Source organism: Streptomyces sp. NRRL S-1022 (genome assembly GCF_000720135.1).
In the GTDB taxonomy this organism is placed as follows: domain Bacteria; phylum Actinomycetota; class Actinomycetes; order Streptomycetales; family Streptomycetaceae; genus Streptomyces.
Genome location: NZ_JOIU01000016.1, coordinates 220,234 through 237,955, shown reverse-complemented (window position 1 = coordinate 237,955; position 17,722 = coordinate 220,234). Strand labels below are relative to the sequence as shown.

At 72.1% G+C, this 17,722-nt stretch carries 17 protein-coding genes and 1 riboswitch; of the genes, 7 read left to right on the top strand and 10 right to left on the bottom strand.

The genetic code is table 11. The features are described 5' to 3' along the window. The first annotated feature begins 84 nt into the window (after positions 1-84). Positions 85-840, top strand: coding sequence for a decaprenylphospho-beta-D-erythro-pentofuranosid-2-ulose 2-reductase (locus tag IG05_RS0123995; RefSeq protein WP_030345648.1), 756 nt, complete (start codon positions 85-87; stop codon positions 838-840). 19 nt (positions 841-859) lie between these two features. Here the strand turns inward: IG05_RS0123995 and IG05_RS0123990 are convergent, their stop codons facing one another. The 3 genes from IG05_RS0123990 to IG05_RS0123980 all read right to left on the bottom strand — a co-directional run bounded on the left by IG05_RS0123990 (position 860) and on the right by IG05_RS0123980 (position 4,192). After that, on the bottom strand, positions 860-1,441 hold the full coding sequence (locus IG05_RS0123990) for a 2'-5' RNA ligase family protein (RefSeq protein ID WP_030345646.1): 582 nt from the start codon (positions 1,439-1,441) through the stop codon (positions 860-862). A gap of 133 nt (positions 1,442-1,574) precedes the next feature. Next, positions 1,575-2,591 carry a tryptophan--tRNA ligase gene (gene trpS, locus IG05_RS0123985; protein ID WP_037814585.1) on the bottom strand — a complete coding sequence of 339 codons (1,017 nt, stop codon included), beginning with the start codon at positions 2,589-2,591 and terminating at the stop codon, positions 1,575-1,577. A gap of 146 nt (positions 2,592-2,737) precedes the next feature. Then, a complete protein-coding gene (locus IG05_RS0123980; protein ID WP_030345643.1) occupies positions 2,738-4,192 on the bottom strand; it encodes a glycine hydroxymethyltransferase in 1,455 nt (484 codons plus the stop codon). Between the two features lie 33 nt (positions 4,193-4,225). Further along, positions 4,226-4,314, bottom strand: a riboswitch (ZMP/ZTP riboswitch). Between the two features lie 104 nt (positions 4,315-4,418). Here IG05_RS0123980 and rocD point away from each other — a divergent pair. After that, complete coding sequence (rocD, locus tag IG05_RS0123975) at positions 4,419-5,627, top strand: ornithine--oxo-acid transaminase (RefSeq protein ID WP_030345641.1); 1,209 nt, start codon at positions 4,419-4,421, stop codon at positions 5,625-5,627. Between the two features lie 6 nt (positions 5,628-5,633). Here rocD and IG05_RS0123970 read toward each other — a convergent pair whose 3' ends face one another. Continuing rightward, positions 5,634-6,095, bottom strand: a complete 462-nt coding sequence (locus tag IG05_RS0123970; protein ID WP_030345639.1) for a nuclear transport factor 2 family protein — start codon at positions 6,093-6,095, stop codon at positions 5,634-5,636. Between the two features lie 84 nt (positions 6,096-6,179). Here IG05_RS0123970 and IG05_RS0123965 point away from each other — a divergent pair, with 84 nt between their 5' ends. After that, positions 6,180-6,785, top strand: a complete 606-nt coding sequence (locus IG05_RS0123965) for a TetR/AcrR family transcriptional regulator (RefSeq protein ID WP_030345637.1) — start codon at positions 6,180-6,182, stop codon at positions 6,783-6,785. Here the strand turns inward: IG05_RS0123965 and IG05_RS0123960 are convergent. Then, entirely contained in the window at positions 6,782-7,966 is a 1,185-nt protein-coding gene (locus IG05_RS0123960; protein WP_030345636.1) for a glutathionylspermidine synthase family protein, read from the bottom strand. The two genes, IG05_RS0123965 and IG05_RS0123960, sit on opposite strands and share 4 nt — an antisense overlap. 13 nt (positions 7,967-7,979) lie before the next feature. Continuing rightward, positions 7,980-8,393, bottom strand: a complete 414-nt coding sequence (locus tag IG05_RS0123955) for a hypothetical protein (protein WP_030345634.1) — start codon at positions 8,391-8,393, stop codon at positions 7,980-7,982. Between the two features lie 117 nt (positions 8,394-8,510). Between IG05_RS0123955 and IG05_RS0123950 the strand changes: the two genes are divergently transcribed. After that, on the top strand, positions 8,511-9,353 hold the full coding sequence (locus tag IG05_RS0123950; RefSeq protein WP_030345632.1) for a hypothetical protein: 843 nt from the start codon (positions 8,511-8,513) through the stop codon (positions 9,351-9,353). A 264-nt stretch (positions 9,354-9,617) separates the two neighbouring features. After that, positions 9,618-10,604 carry a Gfo/Idh/MocA family protein gene (locus IG05_RS0123945; RefSeq protein WP_030345631.1) on the top strand — a complete coding sequence of 329 codons (987 nt, stop codon included), beginning with the start codon at positions 9,618-9,620 and terminating at the stop codon, positions 10,602-10,604. A 6-nt stretch (positions 10,605-10,610) separates the two neighbouring features. Here the strand turns inward: IG05_RS0123945 and IG05_RS0123940 are convergent, their stop codons facing one another. The 4 genes from IG05_RS0123940 to IG05_RS0123925 all read right to left on the bottom strand — a co-directional run bounded on the left by IG05_RS0123940 (position 10,611) and on the right by IG05_RS0123925 (position 16,442). After that, positions 10,611-12,062, bottom strand: a complete 1,452-nt coding sequence (locus tag IG05_RS0123940; protein WP_030345630.1) for an SIR2 family protein — start codon at positions 12,060-12,062, stop codon at positions 10,611-10,613. Positions 12,063-12,103: 41 nt separating this feature from the next. Next, positions 12,104-13,570, bottom strand: a complete 1,467-nt coding sequence (locus IG05_RS0123935) for a GMC oxidoreductase (protein WP_107051402.1) — start codon at positions 13,568-13,570, stop codon at positions 12,104-12,106. A gap of 18 nt (positions 13,571-13,588) precedes the next feature. Then, positions 13,589-14,929 (bottom strand): hypothetical protein, encoded by a 1,341-nt coding sequence (locus IG05_RS0123930; RefSeq protein WP_158839004.1) that lies wholly within the window; start codon positions 14,927-14,929, stop codon positions 13,589-13,591. A gap of 115 nt (positions 14,930-15,044) precedes the next feature. After that, the gene (locus IG05_RS0123925; protein WP_030345627.1) at positions 15,045-16,442 is read right to left on the bottom strand and encodes a PLP-dependent aminotransferase family protein; all 1,398 of its coding nucleotides are present in this window, start codon (positions 16,440-16,442) and stop codon (positions 15,045-15,047) included. Between the two features lie 47 nt (positions 16,443-16,489). Between IG05_RS0123925 and IG05_RS0123920 the strand changes: the two genes are divergently transcribed. Both IG05_RS0123920 and IG05_RS0123915 read left to right on the top strand, forming a co-directional pair. Continuing rightward, a complete protein-coding gene (locus IG05_RS0123920; protein WP_030345626.1) occupies positions 16,490-16,990 on the top strand; it encodes a carboxymuconolactone decarboxylase family protein in 501 nt (166 codons plus the stop codon). Further along, entirely contained in the window at positions 16,987-17,721 is a 735-nt protein-coding gene (locus IG05_RS0123915; protein ID WP_030345625.1) for an isocitrate lyase/PEP mutase family protein, read from the top strand. Before IG05_RS0123920 ends, IG05_RS0123915 begins: the two co-directional genes overlap by 4 nt. The last annotated feature ends 1 nt before the right edge of the window (position 17,722 follow it).

The window sequence follows — 17,722 nt, the reverse complement described above, 5'->3', positions numbered from 1 at the left end:
ATCCGACTCTGCCCGGTCCGCGGGAACGTCAACACCGCGTTTCTGCGCCCGAACGGGCATATGGGGGCGATACGGTCAACTGTCATGAAGGATGCCACCGAACTGCCCCGGTCCCTGCTCGTCCTCGGCGGCACGTCCGAGATCGCGCTGGCCACCGCGCGCCGGCTGATCTCCCGCCGCACCCGCACGGTGTGGCTGGCCGGCCGCCCCTCCGTCGCGCTGGAGAACGCCGCCGGGAGCCTGCGCGCGCTCGGCGCGGACGTGCACACCGTCGCCTTCGACGCGCTCGATCCCGAGTCCCACGAGACCGTCCTCGGCAAGGTGTTCACCGAGGGGCCCGTCGACCTGGTGCTGCTCGCCTTCGGCATCCTCGGCGACCAGGCGCACGACGAACGCGACCCGGCCCGGGCCGTGCAGGTCGCCCGGACCAACTACACCGGGGCCGTCTCGGCGGGCCTGGTCGCCGGCGGCGCCCTCCAGGCCCAGGGCCACGGCTCCCTGGTCGTACTGTCCGCCGCCGCGGCCGAACGCGCCCGCCGCGCCGACTTCATCTACGGCTCCAGCAAGGCCGGCCTCGACGCCTTCGCCCAGGGGCTCGGCGACGCCCTGCACGGCACGGGCGCGCACGTCATGGTCGTGCGCCCCGGCTTCGTGCGGACGCGGCGGACGGCGGGCCGGCCGCGGACCCCGCTCGCCACCACCCCGGAGGCGGTCGCCACGGCCATCGAACTCGGCCTGCGCCGCGGCTCGGAGACGGTGTGGGTGCCGGGCGCGCTCCGGTTCGTGATGTCGGTGCTGCGCCACACCCCGCGGCCGTTGTTCCGCAGGCTGGGCGTCTAGCGCCTCGGGCGGGGGCGGCTCACTGCGCGACGCGCGGGGCCCACACGTCCGCGTGGCCCGGCTGCGGCGGTACGACGGAGCCGCCGAAGGTGTACTCGCGCAGCTTGCGCCAGACGCCGTCGGCGCCCTGCTCGTACAGCGCGAAGCCGGTGCACGGCCATTCGGCCTCGAAGTCCGCCAGTTCCTCGAAGGCGCGGTCCATCGCCGCGTCCTCGATGCCGTGCGCGACGGTGACGTGCGGGTGGTACGGGAACTGCAGTTCGCGCGCCATCGGTCCGGAGGCGTCCCGGACCAGCTGCTGCAGCCGGGTGCAGGCCTCGGCACCCTGGACAACACGGACGTAGACCACCGGCGACAGGGGCCGGAAGGTGCCGGTGCCGGACAGCCGCATCGGGAACGGCCGGCCGGCCGCGGCGACCCGGGCGAGGTGCGCGTCGACCGCCGGCAGGTCGGCCTGGTCGACCTCGGTCGGCGGCAACAGCGTGACGTGGGTGGGGATGCCGTGAGCCGCGGCGTCGCCGAAGCCCGCGCGCCGCTCCTGGAGCAGGCTGCCGTGAGGCTCCGGGACCGCGATCGAGACGCCGATCGTTACGGTCCCCACGTCGTCTCCTGTCGTCGTGTCTGTTTTCTGCTCGGCCGTCGGCTATGACTGTACGGCCATGAGTGTCCTGTGGGCAGGCGCAGCGGAAGTGATGTGCAGCGCTCCGCCGCGCGGGCCCCTGCGGTCGTACGCCTCAGTGCTTGGCGGGGAGGAAGCCCACGCGGTCGTACGCCTGCGCGAGGGTCTCGGCGGCGACGGCGCGCGCCTTCTCGGCGCCCTTGGCGAGGATCGAGTCGAGCGTCTCGGCGTCGTCCAGGTACTGCCGGGTGCGCTCCCGGAACGGCGTCACGAACTCGACCATGACCTCGGCGAGGTCGGTCTTGAGCGCGCCGTACATCTTGCCCTCGTAGTCCTGCTCCAGCTCGGCGACCGGCCTGCCGGTGAGGGTGGAGTAGATGGTGAGGAGGTTGGAGACGCCCGGCTTGTTCTCGACGTCATAGCGGATCACCGTGTCCGTGTCGGTGACCGCGCTCTTGACCTTCTTCGCCGTGGCCTTCGGCTCGTCGAGCAGGTTGATGAGGCCCTTGGGCGTGGACGCCGACTTGCTCATCTTGACCGTCGGGTCCTGGAGGTCGTAGATCTTCGCCGTCTCCTTGAGGATGTACGGCTTCGGGATCGTGAAGGTGTCGCCGAAGCGGCCGTTGAAGCGCTCGGCGAGGTCGCGGGTCAGCTCGATGTGCTGGCGCTGGTCCTCGCCGACCGGCACCTCGTGGGCCTGGTACAGCAGGATGTCGGCGACCTGGAGGACCGGGTACGTGAACAGGCCGACGGAGGCCCGGTCGGCGCCCTGCTTGGCGGACTTGTCCTTGAACTGGGTCATGCGGCTGGCCTCGCCGAAGCCGGTGAGGCAGTTCATGACCCAGGCCAGCTGGGCGTGCTCGGGGACGTGGCTCTGCACGAAGAGAGTGCAGCGGTCCGGGTCCAGACCGGCCGCCAGCAGCTGCGCGGCGGCCAGCCGGGTGTTGGCCCGCAGGTCCTCCGGGTCCTGCGGGACCGTGATCGCGTGCAGGTCGACGACCATGTAGAAGGCGTCGTGGGACTCCTGCAGGGCCACCCACTGGCGGACGGCGCCGAGGTAGTTGCCGAGGTGGAACGAGCCGGCGGTGGGCTGGATGCCGGACAGCACGCGGGGGCGATCAGCAGTGGCCATGTAGCCCATTCTCTCAGAGGCTCAGGGTGTGATTGGCCCGAGAGGTGGGGGTGGGCGCGGGGCGCGGGGGCCGCTGCCGTGGTGGCCGGTGGCGCCCCGCGGCGGAGCCGCATACCGGATGCGCCCCGCGCCCCTCACGAGGCGCTTCAGCCGAGGTCGACCTGCGGGTAGAGGGGGAAGCCCGCCACCAGGTCCGTCGCCCGCTGGGAGATCTCCTCGGCGACCTTCTCGTCCAGGATGTGGGCCGCCTTGGACGGGGCGCCCGACTTGGTGGTGCCCGGCTCGGTGGTGGTGAGGACGCGGTCGATCAGCGCGGCCACCTCGTCCATCTCCGCCGTGCCGAGGCCGCGGGTGGTGAGCGCGGGGGTGCCGACGCGGATGCCGGAGGTGTACCAGGCGCCGTTGGGGTCGGCCGGGATGGCGTTGCGGTTGGTGACGATGCCCGACTCCAGCAGGGCCGCCTCGGCCTGGCGGCCGGTGAGGCCGTAGGAGGTGGCGACGTCGATCAGGCTGAGGTGGTTGTCCGTGCCGCCGGTGACCAGGGTCGCGCCGCGGCGGATCAGGCCCTCGGCGAGGGCGCGGGAGTTGTCGACGATGCGCTGGGCGTAGTCCTGGAAGGCGGGCTGCCGGGCCTCGGCCAGGGCGACGGCCTTGGCGGCCATGACGTGCGGGAGCGGGCCGCCGAGGACCATCGGGCAGCCCCGGTCGACCTGGTCCTTGAGGGAGTCGTCGCACAGGACCATGCCGCCGCGCGGGCCGCGCAGGGACTTGTGGGTGGTCGTGGTGACGATCTGGGCGTGCGGGACCGGGTCGAAGTCGCCGGTGAGGACCTTGCCCGCGACCAGGCCGGCGAAGTGCGCCATGTCGACCATGAGGGTGGCGCCGACCTCGTCGGCGATCTCGCGCATGATCCGGAAGTTCACCAGCCGGGGGTACGCGGAGTAGCCGGCGACGATGATCAGCGGCTTGAACTCGCGGGCCTGGGCGCGCAGGGCGTCGTAGTCGACGAGGCCGGTGGCCGGGTCGGTGCCGTAGGAGCGCTGGTCGAACATCTTGCCGGAGATGTTCGGGCGGAAGCCGTGGGTGAGGTGGCCGCCGGCGTCCAGGGACATGCCGAGCATGCGCTGGTTGCCGAAGGCCTGGCGCAGCTCGGCCCAGTCGGCCTCGCTCAGGTCGTTGACCTGGCGGACGCCGGTCTTCTCCAGGAAGGGCGCCTCGACACGGTCGGCGAGGACGGCCCAGAAGGCGACGAGGTTGGCGTCGATGCCGGAGTGCGGCTGGACGTAGGCGTGGCGGGCGCCGAACAGTTCGCGGGCGTGCTCGGCGGCGAGGGCCTCGACGGTGTCGACGTTGCGGCAGCCGGCGTAGAAGCGGCGGCCGATGGTCCCTTCGGCGTACTTGTCGCTGAACCAGTTGCCCATCGCGAGCAGGGTCGCCGGGGAGGCGTAGTTCTCGGAAGCGATCAGCTTGAGCATGCCGCGCTGGTCGGTGACCTCCTGGCCGATGGCGTCGGCGACGCGCGGCTCGACCGCGCGGATGACGTCGAGGGCGGCGCGGAAGGCCGTGGTCTCGGTGGAGGGGGAGACGGAATTCTCGGGCATCGGGGACCTCCGGACGGTGTGCGTACAGCGTTCACGTTCGGCCCAGGCGCACGGCACTCTTCCCGCTCGGGCCGCTCCCTGATGGTCCGTCCCATCCCAGCGCGCCAGTCACGGCCCGTTCGTCAGACTACCGGGCGCGCCGCGCGCCGCAGGTCCCGCGTCCACCATGCGAGCGGGGTTATGAAGGGGTTCCCCGTCGGTTTCCGGACGTACCCGGGAGAGGCCCGTGACCGCTGCAGAGGACCTGATCGCCGCCGCCGACGCGCACTGCGCGCCCACCTACCGCCCGCTGCCCGTGGTGATCGCCACCGGTGAGGGGGCGTGGCTGACGGACGTGGCGGGGCGGCGGTACCTGGACCTGCTGGCCGGTTACTCGGCGCTGAACTTCGGGCACGGCAACCCGCGGCTGGTGGAGGCCGCCCGGCGGCAGCTGGACCGGGTGACGCTGACCTCCCGCGCCGTCCACCACGACCGGTTCGCGGCGTTCTGCACCGAGCTGGCCGAGCTGTGCGGGATGGAGATGGTGCTGCCGGTGAACACGGGCGCGGAGGCGGTGGAGAGCGCGGTCAAGATGGTCCGGAAGTGGGGCTACCGGGTGAAGGGGGTGCCCGCGGAGATGGCGAAGGTCGTCGTGGCGGCCGGCAACTTCCACGGCCGTACGACGACGGTGATCAGCTTCTCCACGGATCCGGAGGCGCGGGCGGACTACGGGCCGTACACGCCGGGGTTCGAGATCGTGCCGTACGGCGATCTGACCGCGATGCGGGCGGCGCTCACCGAGAACACCGTGGCCGTGCTGCTGGAGCCGATCCAGGGCGAGTCCGGGGTGATCGTGCCGCCGGCCGGTTATCTGGCCGGCGTGCGGGAGCTGACGCGCGAGCGGAACGTGCTGTTCGTCGCCGACGAGATCCAGTCGGGCCTCGGCCGGACCGGGCGGACCTTCGCGTGCGAGCACGAGGGGGTCGTACCGGACGTCTACCTGCTGGGCAAGGCGCTGGGCGGCGGGATCGTGCCGGTGTCGGCGGTGGTGTCGGGCGCGGCGGTGCTCGGGGTGTTCCAGCCGGGTGAGCACGGGTCGACGTTCGGCGGGAATCCGCTGGCCTGCGCGGTGGCGCTGGAGGTGATCGCGATGCTGCGGACCGGGGAGTTCCAGGAGCGGGCGGCCCGGCTGGGCGAGCGGCTGCACCGGGCGCTGGACGAGCTGCCGGGCACGGGCCGGGTGACGGCGGTGCGCGGGCGCGGGCTGTGGGCCGGGGTGGACGCGTCGCCGGCGGTCGGCACCGGGCGGCAGCTCTCGGAGCGGCTGCTGGCCCGCGGGGTCCTGGTCAAGGACACCCACGGGCCGACCGTCCGGATCGCGCCGCCACTGGTGATCGGCGAGGAGGACCTGGACTGGGGGCTGGAGCAGCTGCGGGCGGTGCTGGAAGCCGCCTAGCGGCCGTCAGTGCAGGGGGATGTCGGTGCCGTGTTCGGCGGCCGGCCGGGGTCCGAGGATGCGCCGGTCGGCTTCGTCGATGGGCACGTCGTTGATGCTGGCCTCGCGGCGGCGCATCAGGCCGTGCTCGTCGAACTCCCACAGTTCGTTGCCGTAGGAGCGCCACCACCGGCCGTCGGCGTCCCGGCACTCGTACTGGAAGCGGACGGCGATGCGGTCGCCGTCGAAGCTCCACAGGCTCTTGCGCAGGGCGTAGTCCCGTTCGCGCTGCCACTTCTCGGTCAGGAAGGCGACGATCTCGTCCCGGCCGGCCAGGAACCGGTCCCGGTTCCGCCACACGGAGTCCGGGGTGTAGGCGAGGGCGACCCGGTGGGGGTCGCGGGTGTTCCAGGCGTCCTCGGCGGCCTGCACTTTGCGACGGGCGGTCTCCAGGGTGAAGGGCGGACAGGGCGGGCGGTCTTCGGGCACGGCGGCCTCCTAGGTCGAGAACGAGCGTTCTCCATCGTGCGCCTAAAGTAGAGAACGGCCGTTCTCGACGTCAAGGAGCCCCGGATGCCCGCGCCGATCACCGAGGAACAGACCCGCCTGGACCGCGAGGCGCTGCTGGACGCGGCGGAGGCGCTCTTCTACGCGCACGGCATCCAGGCGGTCGGGATGGACCGGGTCCGTGAAACCTCCGGCCTGCCGCTGAAGCGGATCTACCGGCTGTTCGCGACCAAGGAGGACCTGGTGGTCGCCATGCTCCGGCGCCGCGACCGGCGCTGGCGGGCGAGCCTGGCCGCCCACGTGGAGAGCGTGCCGGACCCCCGCGCCCGGGTGCTCGCGGTCTTCGACTGGCTCGCCGGCTGGTTCGCCGAGCCCGGCTTCCGCGGCTGTGCCTGGATCAACGCCCACGGCGAACTCGGCTCCTCCTCCGCGCTGGTGCTGGCCGAGGTCCGCGCCCACAAACGGGCCTTCCACGACCAGCTCGCCGGCTGGGTGCGCGCCACCGGCACACCGCTGGCCGAACCGGTCTTCCTGCTCGCCGAGGGAGCCGTCGTCACCGCGGGCATCACCGGCGACCCGGCCCCCGCGCGGCACGCGCGGGCGGCGGTGGAGCGGCTGCTCGGGCCCCGGCGGACCAGCCCCGGGGAATCAGCCCCGGAGGATCGGCTCTAGAGGATCACATGGGGCAGGAAGCGGGCGTACTCGTCGGTGATCAGGCCGGAGGACTCACGGATGCCCAGGCCCGCCGGTTCGTCCCGGACCACCCAGGCGCCCAGGACCACGTGGTTGCCGTCGAAGGCGGGCAGCGGGGCCAGCTCCTGGTAGCAGCAGGGCTCGTCCCGCGGGACCGCCGGGGTGCCCGGGGGGTGGACGGTGACGCCCTCGCCCTCGCGGCCGAGGAGGGGCTTGGCGACGTAGCCGGTGGTGCGGGGCAGGTCGCGGGGGCCGTCCAGGTAGGCGGGCAGGAGGTTCGGGTGGCCGGGGTACAGCTCCCAGAGGACCGGCAGCAGGGCCTTGTTGCTCAGGAGCATCTTCCAGGCCGGTTCGATCCACAGGGTGCTGCCGGTGCCGCCGCCGTTGTCCAGGGTGTCCAGGACGTGCCCGCCGAAGGCGTCGGTGGTGAGCCACTCCCACGGGTAGAGCTTGAAGATGCCGCGGATGAAGCGGAGCCGGTTGTCGACGAAGCGGCCGGACAGGGCGTCCCAGCCGATCTCCTCCATGGCGAGCCAGTCGGTGGTGAGGCCGGCCTGCTCTGCGGTCTCCTTGAGGTAGGCGACCGTCATCAGGTCCTCGCCGAGTTCGTCGGCCGAGGAGTGCGCGAAGTGCAGCGGGCTGCCGGGGGGCAGCAGCGCCGCCTGGGAGCGCCAGGCGTCCACCAGGCGTTCGTGCAGGGAGTTCCACTGGTCGGCGCCGGGGAAGCGCTCCTCCATCCAGAACCACTGCGGGGAGGCGGCCTCGACCAGGGAGGTCGGGGTGTCCGCGTTGTACTCCAGCAGCTTCGCCGGGCCGGTGCCGTCGTAGCGGAGGTCGAAACGGCCGTAGACGGAGGGGAGTTCGGCACGGCGGTGCCAGGCCTCGGTGACCGCGGCGGCCACCCGCGGGTCGGTGATGCCGAGGTCGGCGAGGCGGTCCTCGGCCACGATGTGCCCGGCCGCCGCGAGGCACATGCGGTGGAGTTCCCCGACGGTCTCCTCCAGCGCCTCGACCTCCTCCAGGGAGAAGACGTAGCAGGCGCTCTCGTCCCAGTACGGGCGCAGCGAGCCGTCGGGGTGGCGGGTGAGCGGGTAGACCAGGCCCTGGGCCTCGACGGTCTGCTGCCAGCCGGGGCGGGGGGTGAGGGTACGGCGTTCCATGCGCGTGTTCCGGTCAGCCGCCGGAGCTGCCCTTGCCGCCGCCGAAGCCCCCGCGGTGGACTCCGCTCCCGCCGTGGTGGTCGTCGTCGTCACCGCCGGACGAGCCGCTGCCCGAGCCTCCGCCGGGCTTGGTGAAGGAGCCGCCGTCGACCCAGCCGTTCTTCTCGTCGCCCTCGTAGTACCAGGCGGCGTCGACCTGCTTCTTCAGCTTCTTCCGGCCGGCCTTGCCCGTCGTCTTCGCGGGCGTGCCCGTCGTCTTGCAGTTCTTGTCGGAGACGACCTTGTACCCCTTGGCGAGGTGGTGGCTGTCGCGGTCGACGCAGCGCTTGTCCGGTTCGGACGAGCAGGCGGTGAGCGCGGCGGCCAGCAGGCCCATGCCGCCCAGGACGACCGTGCCGGAACGGAGTTGCCGGCGTGTGCGCTCCATGGTGTGTCTCCCCCGTCGGATGTGGTGTTCGGCGGCCAGCCTAGAGATCGGTGTGAGTACCCGCACGAGGGGGTCCGCCATCCCCCGCTCGCCTAGAGTCGCCTCGTGTTGTTCGGAATGGTGTGCGCTTTGGGCGCGGCGGTCTGCTTTGGAACCGCGACGGTGTTGCAGGCGGTGGCCGCGCGGGCGGCGAGCGCCAAGGAGAGCGGGGGCGGGGATGCGGCGCTGCTGCTGCGGGCGCTGCGGCAGTGGCGCTACCTCGCCGGGCTCGCGCTCGACGGGCTCGGTTTCCTGCTGCAGATCGCGGCCCTGCGGTCGGTGCCGATCTACGCAGTCGGCGCGGCCCTGGCGGCGAGCCTCGCGGTGACCGCCGTGGTGGCGGCGCGACTGCTGGGGGTCCGGCTGAACGGCCTGGAGTGGGGCGCCGTCGGGGTGGTGTGCGCCGGGCTCGCCCTGCTGGGGCTGGCCTCGGGCGCCGAGGGCGACCGGAGCGGCCCGGACTGGCTGCCGTACGCGCTGGTCGCGGGCGCGGTGGGCGTGCTGCTGCTCGGCGGGATCGGCGGACGCCTGTCCGGCCGGGCCCGGGCGCTGCTGCTGGGGCTCGGCGCCGGGTGCGGGTTCGGGGTCGTGGAGGTGGCGGTACGGCTGATCGACTCGCTGCGGCCGGGCGATCTGCTGACCGACCCGGCGGCGTACGCGCTGCTGCTCGGCGGCGGCGGCGCGTTCCTCCTGCTCACCTCGGCCCTCCAGCGGGGCTCGGTGACGACCGCGACGGCGGGGCTGGTGATCGGGGAGACGATCGGTCCGGCCGCGGTGGGGGTGGTCTGGCTCGGTGACCGGACCCGGGAGGGCATGGCCGGGGTGGCGGCGCTCGGCTTCGCGGTGGCGGTGGCGGGGGCGTTGCTGCTGGCGCGGTTCGGGGAGGCACCGGCGCAGGAGGGGGCGGCCGAGAGGGTGTGAGTGCCGCGTCCGGCCCCATCGTGTTCTTTCGCGGGATACCGCAATCGGCCCACGCCTTATGCACCGGTGTGGTCGGTGCGCTGGGACTCGACCGATTCACCACCGATAACCCCTGATCGGACGTTTAGCACAGGGCCGCCAGGGGATGATGTCGCCGCGACCAGTAACCGATCCCCAGATCGAGCCGTTTCCTGCATGGGTGAGCGACCGTATCCGTGTCCCGCAACGCCCTGAAAGACACGATCACCGTCTCTAGGAGCCAGAATGACGCGCTGGGGCATCGTCGGTACGGGAAAAATCGCAGTCGCGTTCGCCGAGGCGCTGCGGGTGACCGAAAGCTCGCACCTGGTGGCCGTCGGCACACGCGACATCAGAAACGCGGCGCGGCTCACGCGTTCGGCACCCGAGATCCGCGTGCACTGCGGTTACCAGGCACTGATGCAGGACGCCGAGGTCGATGCCGTGTATGTCGCCACCCCGCACACGGAACACCGGTCGGCTACGCTCCTCGCACTTGAGCACGGAAAGCCCGTCCTGTGCGAAAAGCCGTTCGCGATCAATCATTCCGAGGCGGCGGACATGGTGCGGGCGGCGCGCGAGCGCGGCGTCTTCCTGATGGAAGCCATGTGGACGAGATTCACTCCCGCGATGCGGGAGGTCATGCGCCTGGTCGCCAACGGCGCGATCGGCCAGCCGCGTGCCCTCGTGGCCGAACTGGGCTGGTACAGCGACCCGGATCCGACGCACCGGCTGCGGAACCTGGAGCTCGGCGGCGGCGCCCTGATGGACATCGGCATCTACCCGGTGTCGCTGGCCCACCAGCTGTTCGGGCCCCCCGCCGGCATCGCGGCGACCAGCACCCGTGCCACGACGGGCGCGGACGAACAGACCGGGGCCGTCCTCACGCACGACGGCGGGCAGCTGACCAGCCTCATGTGCAGCATCCAGGTCGACTCGCCCGCGCATGCCGTGATCCTGGGCACCGGCGGGCGCATCGAGATGGACCGCTGGTACAACCCCACGGCCTTCGACCTGCTGCTGAGCGACGGGAGCAGGGTCCCCCACCAGTTCCCGCACCGCGGCAACGGGATGGAGCACGAGGCGGAGGAGGTCAGCCGGTGCCTGGCGGCCGGCCGGCTGGAGAGTCCGCTCATGCCGCTGGACGAGACCCTGTCCGTCATGGAGACGATGGACGCGATCCGGTCCAAGATCGACCTGCGTTTTCCGGCGGACGCGATTTTCGCCGGCTGAGGCGCCTCACAGGACCTCGTGCAAGGCCACCTCGTAATCGTAGTTGTACGGGTCGTGATCGACGAACGACACCCGCAGCAGGGCGACCGAGTCCTCCGGATCGTCGGGCAGGTGACGGTAGTTCATGAGGTTCGACAGGTACTGCGAGATGGCGTGCGTCCCGATGGCGTAGATTCCGGCGAACAAGTAGATGTGCTTGCTCGGATTCCACGGGTTGCGGTACCGGGCGACGACGCAGTAGTCCGACATCTCGGTTTCCCCGGACGACTGCGAGGGATCGTCCGCGACGTAATTCCTTGCCGTTTTCAGGTCTTGGATGTATCGCTTTCCGTCCGTGTGGCAGAAACGCACGCAGATGTTTCCGGGACTCAGCTCCTCGAAGACCCGGCGAGTGAATTTGTTGCCGAAGGGTGAGCAGATCAGGACGACATTGTCGCCCATGTACGTGTCCGCCTCCTCCAGGGCCACCTGATCGGCCACCCAGCGGGTCGACACCCCCATGCGCTCCAGCGCACGTTCCACTTGCTGGGCGACGCGGACGTCGCAGTCCGGGTAGAAGACGAACTGCTCGCCGTCGTTCAGGGTCGAGCTGATGACCAGCGGCACCCGGTCGCCGTTCCGCAGGCCCTTGAAGAACCGCTCGATGTGCACGAGATCGCTCGTGGCGTTGGCGAGGGCCGACAGGAACGACTTGAGCTGCTCGCTGGGGTTCGCCCCGGGCCAGACCGAGAGGTCGATCGTCTTGATGCCCCGGCGCGCGAGATCGTCGATCTCCATCGGCGAGGCGTGCGGCACGCACAGGTAGTGCGTCTGCGCCATGTTCCCCATGTTGTACAGGACGTTGTCGTAGATGTTGTTGAAGTCGGGGTCGCTCAGGCTGTACCCCACGAACAGGAACATGTGGTGGATCAGGTCGCTCTGGAGCGTGTTGATCGTGACGCTGTTCGCGTTGACGAACCTCGCGTAGTCGTCCCTCGTGATGATCAGCGTCTGCGGCTGGGAGAGCGTGCCGTGGATCTTCCTGACGACGTGTCCGTGGATGTCGGAGGAGGCCCGCGCCGCCTCCTCGCTCGCGACCACGTTGAACCTCTGCCCCTGGTCCCGGAGGGCGTCCTCCAGCAGCTCGTCGTAGTTGGTGGTGTAGAAGGTGGTGCAGGGCAGCCGGGCCAGGAGGCGGTGCACCTCGGAGCCGACGTTGCGCCGGTCGCTCAGCAGCTCCTGCACCGCGGACAGCAGCGACCTGCGGTTGAACCGGTTCTCGTAGTACTGCGGGATCTTGTTCAGCTCGGCCGTGGGGAAGCCCCCGTCGGGGCCCGGGACGACGTCCAGTTCCGCGGCGAGCCGGGTGACGAACTGCTGCCAGGTCGGCAGGCCGGCGTCGACCGAGGCGCCGGCGCCCACGAAGACCGCGCCGCGTCCGCCGCGGAAGGCCGATACCAGGTCGCTGGGAAGGTGCACGGGTGCCTCCGAGGGATGTCACGCGGTCGTGTCGCGGGTGGTCACAGACTCAAGGCCGTGGCCCTGGCCTGTCCGGCGGCCAGGGCCATGGTGGTCAGCGAGGGGTTCGCCGCACCGGACCGGGGAAAGGCGGCGGGGCCCGCGACGCGGACGGCCGGCAGGCACCGCAGGGCTCCGAAGTCGTCGGCGACCGGGGAACCGAGCGGGAGCGTGCCGGACTCGTGGTCCACGCTGCCCAGGGGGTAGACGTAGGGGAAGAAGGCGATGCCGTCGCCGTCGCCACGATGGGCCCGGGCCCGGGTGCGGGCCGGGAGGTACTCCGGTGAACCCGCGGCGAAACGCCACTCCCCGGTGAGCACCGGGTTCCCCGCCAACCGCTCGGCGAGGTCGCGCAGTTGCCGCGTCTGACGGCTGATCACCCGGTGGTCCCGCGCGCCGAACCGGACGTCCACGACGGCCGGGGCACGGGGGTCCTTGGGGACTCGTACCGCCGAGTCGCCGCTCATCTGCTCGCCCATGGTCCACGCGGTGAGCAGCACCCGGTCGGGATCGGAGGTCTCCGTGACGTCCAGGAAGAGGTTGGATTCCGTGGGGTCGGTCCGCGGGACGTAGCAGAGCGCTTCGCCGGGAAGTCGCGGCAGGGCCAGCACGCGGCGCGGCACGGAGGCGGTGAACCCCTGCACGATGTGGTCGTTCAGTCCTCCCAGGCGGCACTCGTCCGTCCCCGCCACCCGCATCATCAGGCGTCCCGCCAGCACGGTGGTCGGCAGGGTGCCCGCCGCGAGGCACACGCGGTGCGCGACGAGGACCCGCCGGCTCCCGGCGAGGTCCAGTGTCAGGGCCACCCGGCCGGAGGCCGTCGGGGCCAGTTCCAGGACCTCGCACCGCGCGTGCACCGGAGGCAGTCCCGCCGCCTCCTCGCCGAGCCAGTGCTCGACCGGGGAGTACGGGACGCGGATGCCGGTGGCGCGGTCGAACCGGGCCGCCTGCGGCACCGTCCGGGCGAAATAGCCCTGGGAGAGCAGCCACTTGAGCACGGCGGCCTCCAGCGGCCCCCGGGAGGAGTCCAGCGGCTCGCCGAGCCAGTCCTCCAGTCGTCGTGCCGTGTCGGCGTACAGCCCGCCGCCGCTCACGGAACCCAGGGCGCCGACGACCGACGGGGGCCACGCACCGGCGCGCAGCACGTCGTTCTCGATCGGGAGGCACACCCCGTGCCAGTAGAGCGAGCGGCCGCCGACCCGGCGCCGGATACCGGAGGCCCGGTGGAAGTGGGGTGGGCGGTCGCTGGACCAGGACCGGGTGAAGTAGGGGTCCGCCGCGGCGGTGTGCCACAGGCGCAGCCCGATGTCCCCGGGAAGGCTGTTCTTGTGGCGGAGGTCGCCGGCCGGTCCGGCTTCGAGCACCACACAGGACCGCACGCCCGACAGAGCGAGTTCGCGCGCCAGGGTCAGCCCGGCGATGCCGGATCCGACGACGGCCACCTGGCAGCTCTCCGGTAAGTGCATCATCCCATCGCCCCCCGGGTTTCACTGATCGGCTGTCACATCGCGCCAGAGTGGCCGCGCACCCCGGAAATCGAGGTACTCGGTCTTCGTGGGTATTCCGGAAGAACCGTGGTGCGGATCCCGGCCCTCCGCCGGCAGGGCGTGCCGCTGTCTCGGCACCAGTACGCCGTCCCGGCGCATGATCGGGTATTCGACCTCCACCACCCGGCAGAGCAATGCCGACACATTCGCCCGGACGTTCCGGCCGGCCGTGGGGACAGGGCTGTGGAAGTTGCGCTCCGGGTCGGCGCGCATGATGTGCAGAATTTCGGCGAGGGCGCCGACGCTTCCCGCCGTGGCGACCGAAGTGAGTCCTGCAACGAACGTGCACCAGTGGGACTTTCCCATCGCCGCGGCGAACGGATTCCGGCAGGCAAGAATCATCCCATACGCAGGATACAGGCGGTCGTCGATGTCGTATGTATCGGATTCGGCCAGGGGAAAAACACCGGCGAGACCGTCGAGATTCACGTGCACGTAGGTCGATCCGTAGTTCGCCACGCCTTTTCGTTCGGTCCGCATGCCCATCGCCAGGGGGACGCTGCTGGTGGGCGTGGCGAAAGAAGCGAACACCGTCTCGTACAGGGCGGCGTGCCAGAAATTGACGTCGGGGCCGCCGATCACGACGACGTCGTGTTCCGCGAGCCGGCGGGCGTCGACGCAGTGCTCCGGCACGAGCAGCGGGACCGCGTCCCCGGGTTCCGCCAGGGCGGCGGCCAGCCGCGCGGCGTAGGTGAGATCGCGGACGGCACCCGAGTGGTCCCCGTCCGGGGCGCCGGCCGGCAGTTCCCTGCCGAAGGTGACGCCGGGAACCGGAACGCCGAGAGCGGAGCGGTCGAGTTGCACGAAGGAGTAGCCCTTGCGGTTCGCGCGAATCGGAATCGGCAATTCACCCGGGTCGGGAAGATCCCGCGAGCCGCTCGGAACGACGATCAATGGCGCGTCGGAGGGAAGCAGGGCGCGCAGACCCCCCAGATACACCGGATCGTCCACCGCGGCCGACGCCACCCGGCGTACCGGCGCCCCCGGCATGACTTCCCGCAAGGACGCGCGTCGCGGCGCCAATTCGGAATCGGTGTAACTGGCGGCGAGCACCACGTACCGCAACCGCGCGGGCGGCACGGCGAACGCGCCCAGGAAGACGAGCGAGCCGGCGATGCACAACACCACATAGGTCCACAGGGGCCACACCACGCCGGCCGCCGACAGGAATCCCGCCAGTACGGCGACGGAACTGACCGAACCGACCAGAGCGCGCGAAAGGTGGGTTCGAACATGCCTGCGGACACGTTCGGTTCGTGTGGTGAGAAAGTTGCGCCCCATACCCACCCCCGCGAAAAAACACGCTGCCCCCCCCGAGGGCGCCAAAAGAATATGCTCCTGTTCGGTCCTCCTTTACAACCCCCCTGCGGTTGGCAAATGCCGGTTTCCGGGACCCCTAGGGCAACACCCGGCACAACGCTTCCAGCGCCCCCGCCCACGCGCTGTCCGGAGGGGTGCCGTAGCCGACGACCAGGGCGTCCAGCGGCTCCGTGACGGCCTGCGGGTGGCGGTGGAAGGAGAGGCCGTGGAGGGCCAGGCCCTGCCAGGCCGCGGCCTGGACCACGGACTCCTCGGTGCCCGGCGGCAGGCGCAGGACCGCGTGCAGGCCGGCGGCGATGCCGGTGACCCGGACCTCGGGCGCCCGGGCGGCCACGGCGGCGGCGAGGGCGTCCCGGCGGCGGCGGTAGCGCAGGCGCGAGGCGCGGACGTGGCGGTCGTACGCGCCGGAGGTGAGGAACTCCGCGAGGGTGAGCTGCTCCAGCGCGCCGACGGTGTCCGCCCGGCCCTTGGCGGAGGCCACCTCCGCGGCCAGGGCGGGCGGCAGCACCATCCAGCCCAGCCGCAGCCCGGGCGCGAGCGACTTGCTGGCCGTGCCGAGGTAGACGACCCGGTCGGGGGCGAGCCCCTGGAGGGCGCCGACGGGCTGGCGGTCGTAGCGGAACTCGCCGTCGTAGTCGTCCTCCAGGATCAGCCCGCCGGTGCGGCGGGCCCAGGCGACCACGGCGGCCCGCCGGTCGGGGTGCAGGGGCACGCCCATCGGGAACTGGTGGGCGGGGGTGAGCAGGACCGCGCCGGCCGCGCCGGGCTCGCCGGGGTCCGTGCCGAGGTCGTCGTAGGGCAGCGGGGGCGTGGCGAGGCCCGCGGTGTGCAGCAGCGCCCGGTGGACGTCGAGGCCGTACGACTCCACGGCCACCGTGCGCACCCCGCGGGCGCGCAGGACCTCGCCGAGGAGGGCCAGGGCGTGCGAGAAGCCCGCGGTGACCACGAGGGTGTCCGGGTCGGTGCGCACGCCGCGGGCGCGGGCGAGGTAGCCGGCGAGGGCGGTGCGCAGTTCGGGGCGGCCGCGCGGGTCGCCGTAGCCGAGGGCGTGGAAGGGGGCCGTGGCCAGGGCCCGGCGGGCGGCCTTGAGCCACTCGGTGCGCGGGAAGGCGGCCAGGTCGGGGGTGCCGGGAACGAGGTCGTGGCGCGGGAGGGCGGGGGTGCGGTGGGGTGGCGCGGGCGCGGGGGGCGCCGTGGGGCCGTGGGGGCCGCCGTCCGCCACCCGGGTGCCGGAGCCCTGCCGGGCGGTGAGCCAGCCCTCCGCGACCAGGTCGGCGTAGGCCTCGGCGACGGTGTTGCGGGCCAGGCCGAGGTCGGCGGCGAGGGAGCGCGAGGACGGCAGCCGGCTGCCGGGGGTGAGCCGGCCGGAGCGGACCGCGTCGCGCAGGGCGTCGGTCAGACCTCGGCGCACACCGCCCGTCCCGTTCGGTTCGAGGTGCAGGTCGACGCCCAAAGTGGCCCAGGAACTCGCCATGGAAATGGACCATACTCCTGGGCTGCCTCGCTCCTAGGGTCGACGGCATGAGCACTGCACAGGAAACCGCCGCATACGCCACCGAAGAGGCCCCGCGTCTGGGCTGGGCCGAGCACGCCCCCGACGTCTACAAGGCGATGATCCGCCTGGACAGCGTCGCCAAGCGGGGCCTGGACCCCAAGCTCTACGAGCTGGTCAAGATCCGCGCCTCGCAGCTCAACCACTGCGCGTTCTGCCTCGACATGCACACCAAGGACGCCCTCGCGGCCGGCGAGAGCGTCGAGCGGATCGTGCAGCTGAGCGCGTGGCAGGAGTCGCGGCACTTCTACACCGGGAAGGAGCTGGCCGCGATCGAGCTGACCGAGGCGGTCACCGTGCTGACCGAGGGCTTCGTGCCGGACGAGGTGTACGCCCGGGCCACCGAGCACTTCGAGGAGGCCGAACTGGCCCAGCTGGTCGCCGCGATCACGGTGATCAACGCCTGGAACCGGTTCGGTGTGACCTTCCGGATGACCCCCGGGCACTACCGGCCCGGGCAGCACACGTGAGCCCGGCGCGGGACCGGGCCGCGGAGTTCCGCGCCCTGCACCGCGGGCGCGTCCCGGGCGACCCGCTGGTGCTGCCCGGGCCGTGGGACGCGGCGAGCGCGCGGGTGTGCGCGGCCGCCGGGTTCCCGGCGCTGGCCGTGCCGAGCGCGGGCGTGGCCGCAGCACTCGGGTACGAGGACGGGGCCACCCCCGCCGACGAGATGTTCGCGGCGGTCGCCCGGATCACCCGGGCGGTGGACGTGCCGGTGTCGGCGGACGTCGAGGACGGGTACGGGCTCGCCCCGGAGGAACTGGTCGGGCGGCTGCTGGAGGCGGGTGCCGTCGGCTGCAACCTGGAGGACTCGGCGGGCGGTGTCCTCAAGGACCAGCACGAGCACGCCGGCTACCTCGCCCGGGTGCGGGCCGCCGCCGCCGACCGGCTGTTCGTCAACGCCCGCGTGGACGTCTTCCTGCACGGCGACGGCGACCCGGAGCGGGCCATCGAGCGGGCCGCGCTGTACGTCGCGGCGGGCGCGGACTGCGTGTACCCGATCCTGGCCCCCGCGGCGGTGCTGCCGCTGCTGCGGGCCGGGATCCAGGGTCCGCTGAACGCCCTGGCCCGGCTGGACGGGGACGGCCCCGGGCCGGCCGCGCTCGGCGGGCTCGGGGCCACCCGGGTCACCTTCGGGCCGGGCCTCCAGCGGCGTGCCGCCGCGGCACTGCGGGAGATCGCCGACGGCCTGACGCGGTGAG

Coding starts and splice junctions, on each gene's coding strand:
- IG05_RS0123950 (WP_030345632.1), top strand. CDS start 8,511: ATGGTGTGCGCTTTGGGCGCGGCGGTCTGCTTTGGAACCGCGACGGTG.
- trpS (WP_037814585.1), bottom strand. CDS start 2,591: ATGGCCACTGCTGATCGCCCCCGCGTGCTGTCCGGCATCCAGCCCACC.
- IG05_RS0123965 (WP_030345637.1), top strand. CDS start 6,180: ATGCCCGCGCCGATCACCGAGGAACAGACCCGCCTGGACCGCGAGGCG.
- IG05_RS0123945 (WP_030345631.1), top strand. CDS start 9,618: ATGACGCGCTGGGGCATCGTCGGTACGGGAAAAATCGCAGTCGCGTTC.
- IG05_RS0123925 (WP_030345627.1), bottom strand. CDS start 16,442: ATGGCGAGTTCCTGGGCCACTTTGGGCGTCGACCTGCACCTCGAACCG.
- IG05_RS0123980 (WP_030345643.1), bottom strand. CDS start 4,192: ATGCCCGAGAATTCCGTCTCCCCCTCCACCGAGACCACGGCCTTCCGC.
- IG05_RS0123960 (WP_030345636.1), bottom strand. CDS start 7,966: ATGGAACGCCGTACCCTCACCCCCCGCCCCGGCTGGCAGCAGACCGTC.
- IG05_RS0123995 (WP_030345648.1), top strand. CDS start 85: ATGAAGGATGCCACCGAACTGCCCCGGTCCCTGCTCGTCCTCGGCGGC.
- IG05_RS0123955 (WP_030345634.1), bottom strand. CDS start 8,393: ATGGAGCGCACACGCCGGCAACTCCGTTCCGGCACGGTCGTCCTGGGC.
- IG05_RS0123930 (WP_158839004.1), bottom strand. CDS start 14,929: ATGGGGCGCAACTTTCTCACCACACGAACCGAACGTGTCCGCAGGCAT.
- IG05_RS0123920 (WP_030345626.1), top strand. CDS start 16,490: ATGAGCACTGCACAGGAAACCGCCGCATACGCCACCGAAGAGGCCCCG.
- IG05_RS0123935 (WP_107051402.1), bottom strand. CDS start 13,570: ATGATGCACTTACCGGAGAGCTGCCAGGTGGCCGTCGTCGGATCCGGC.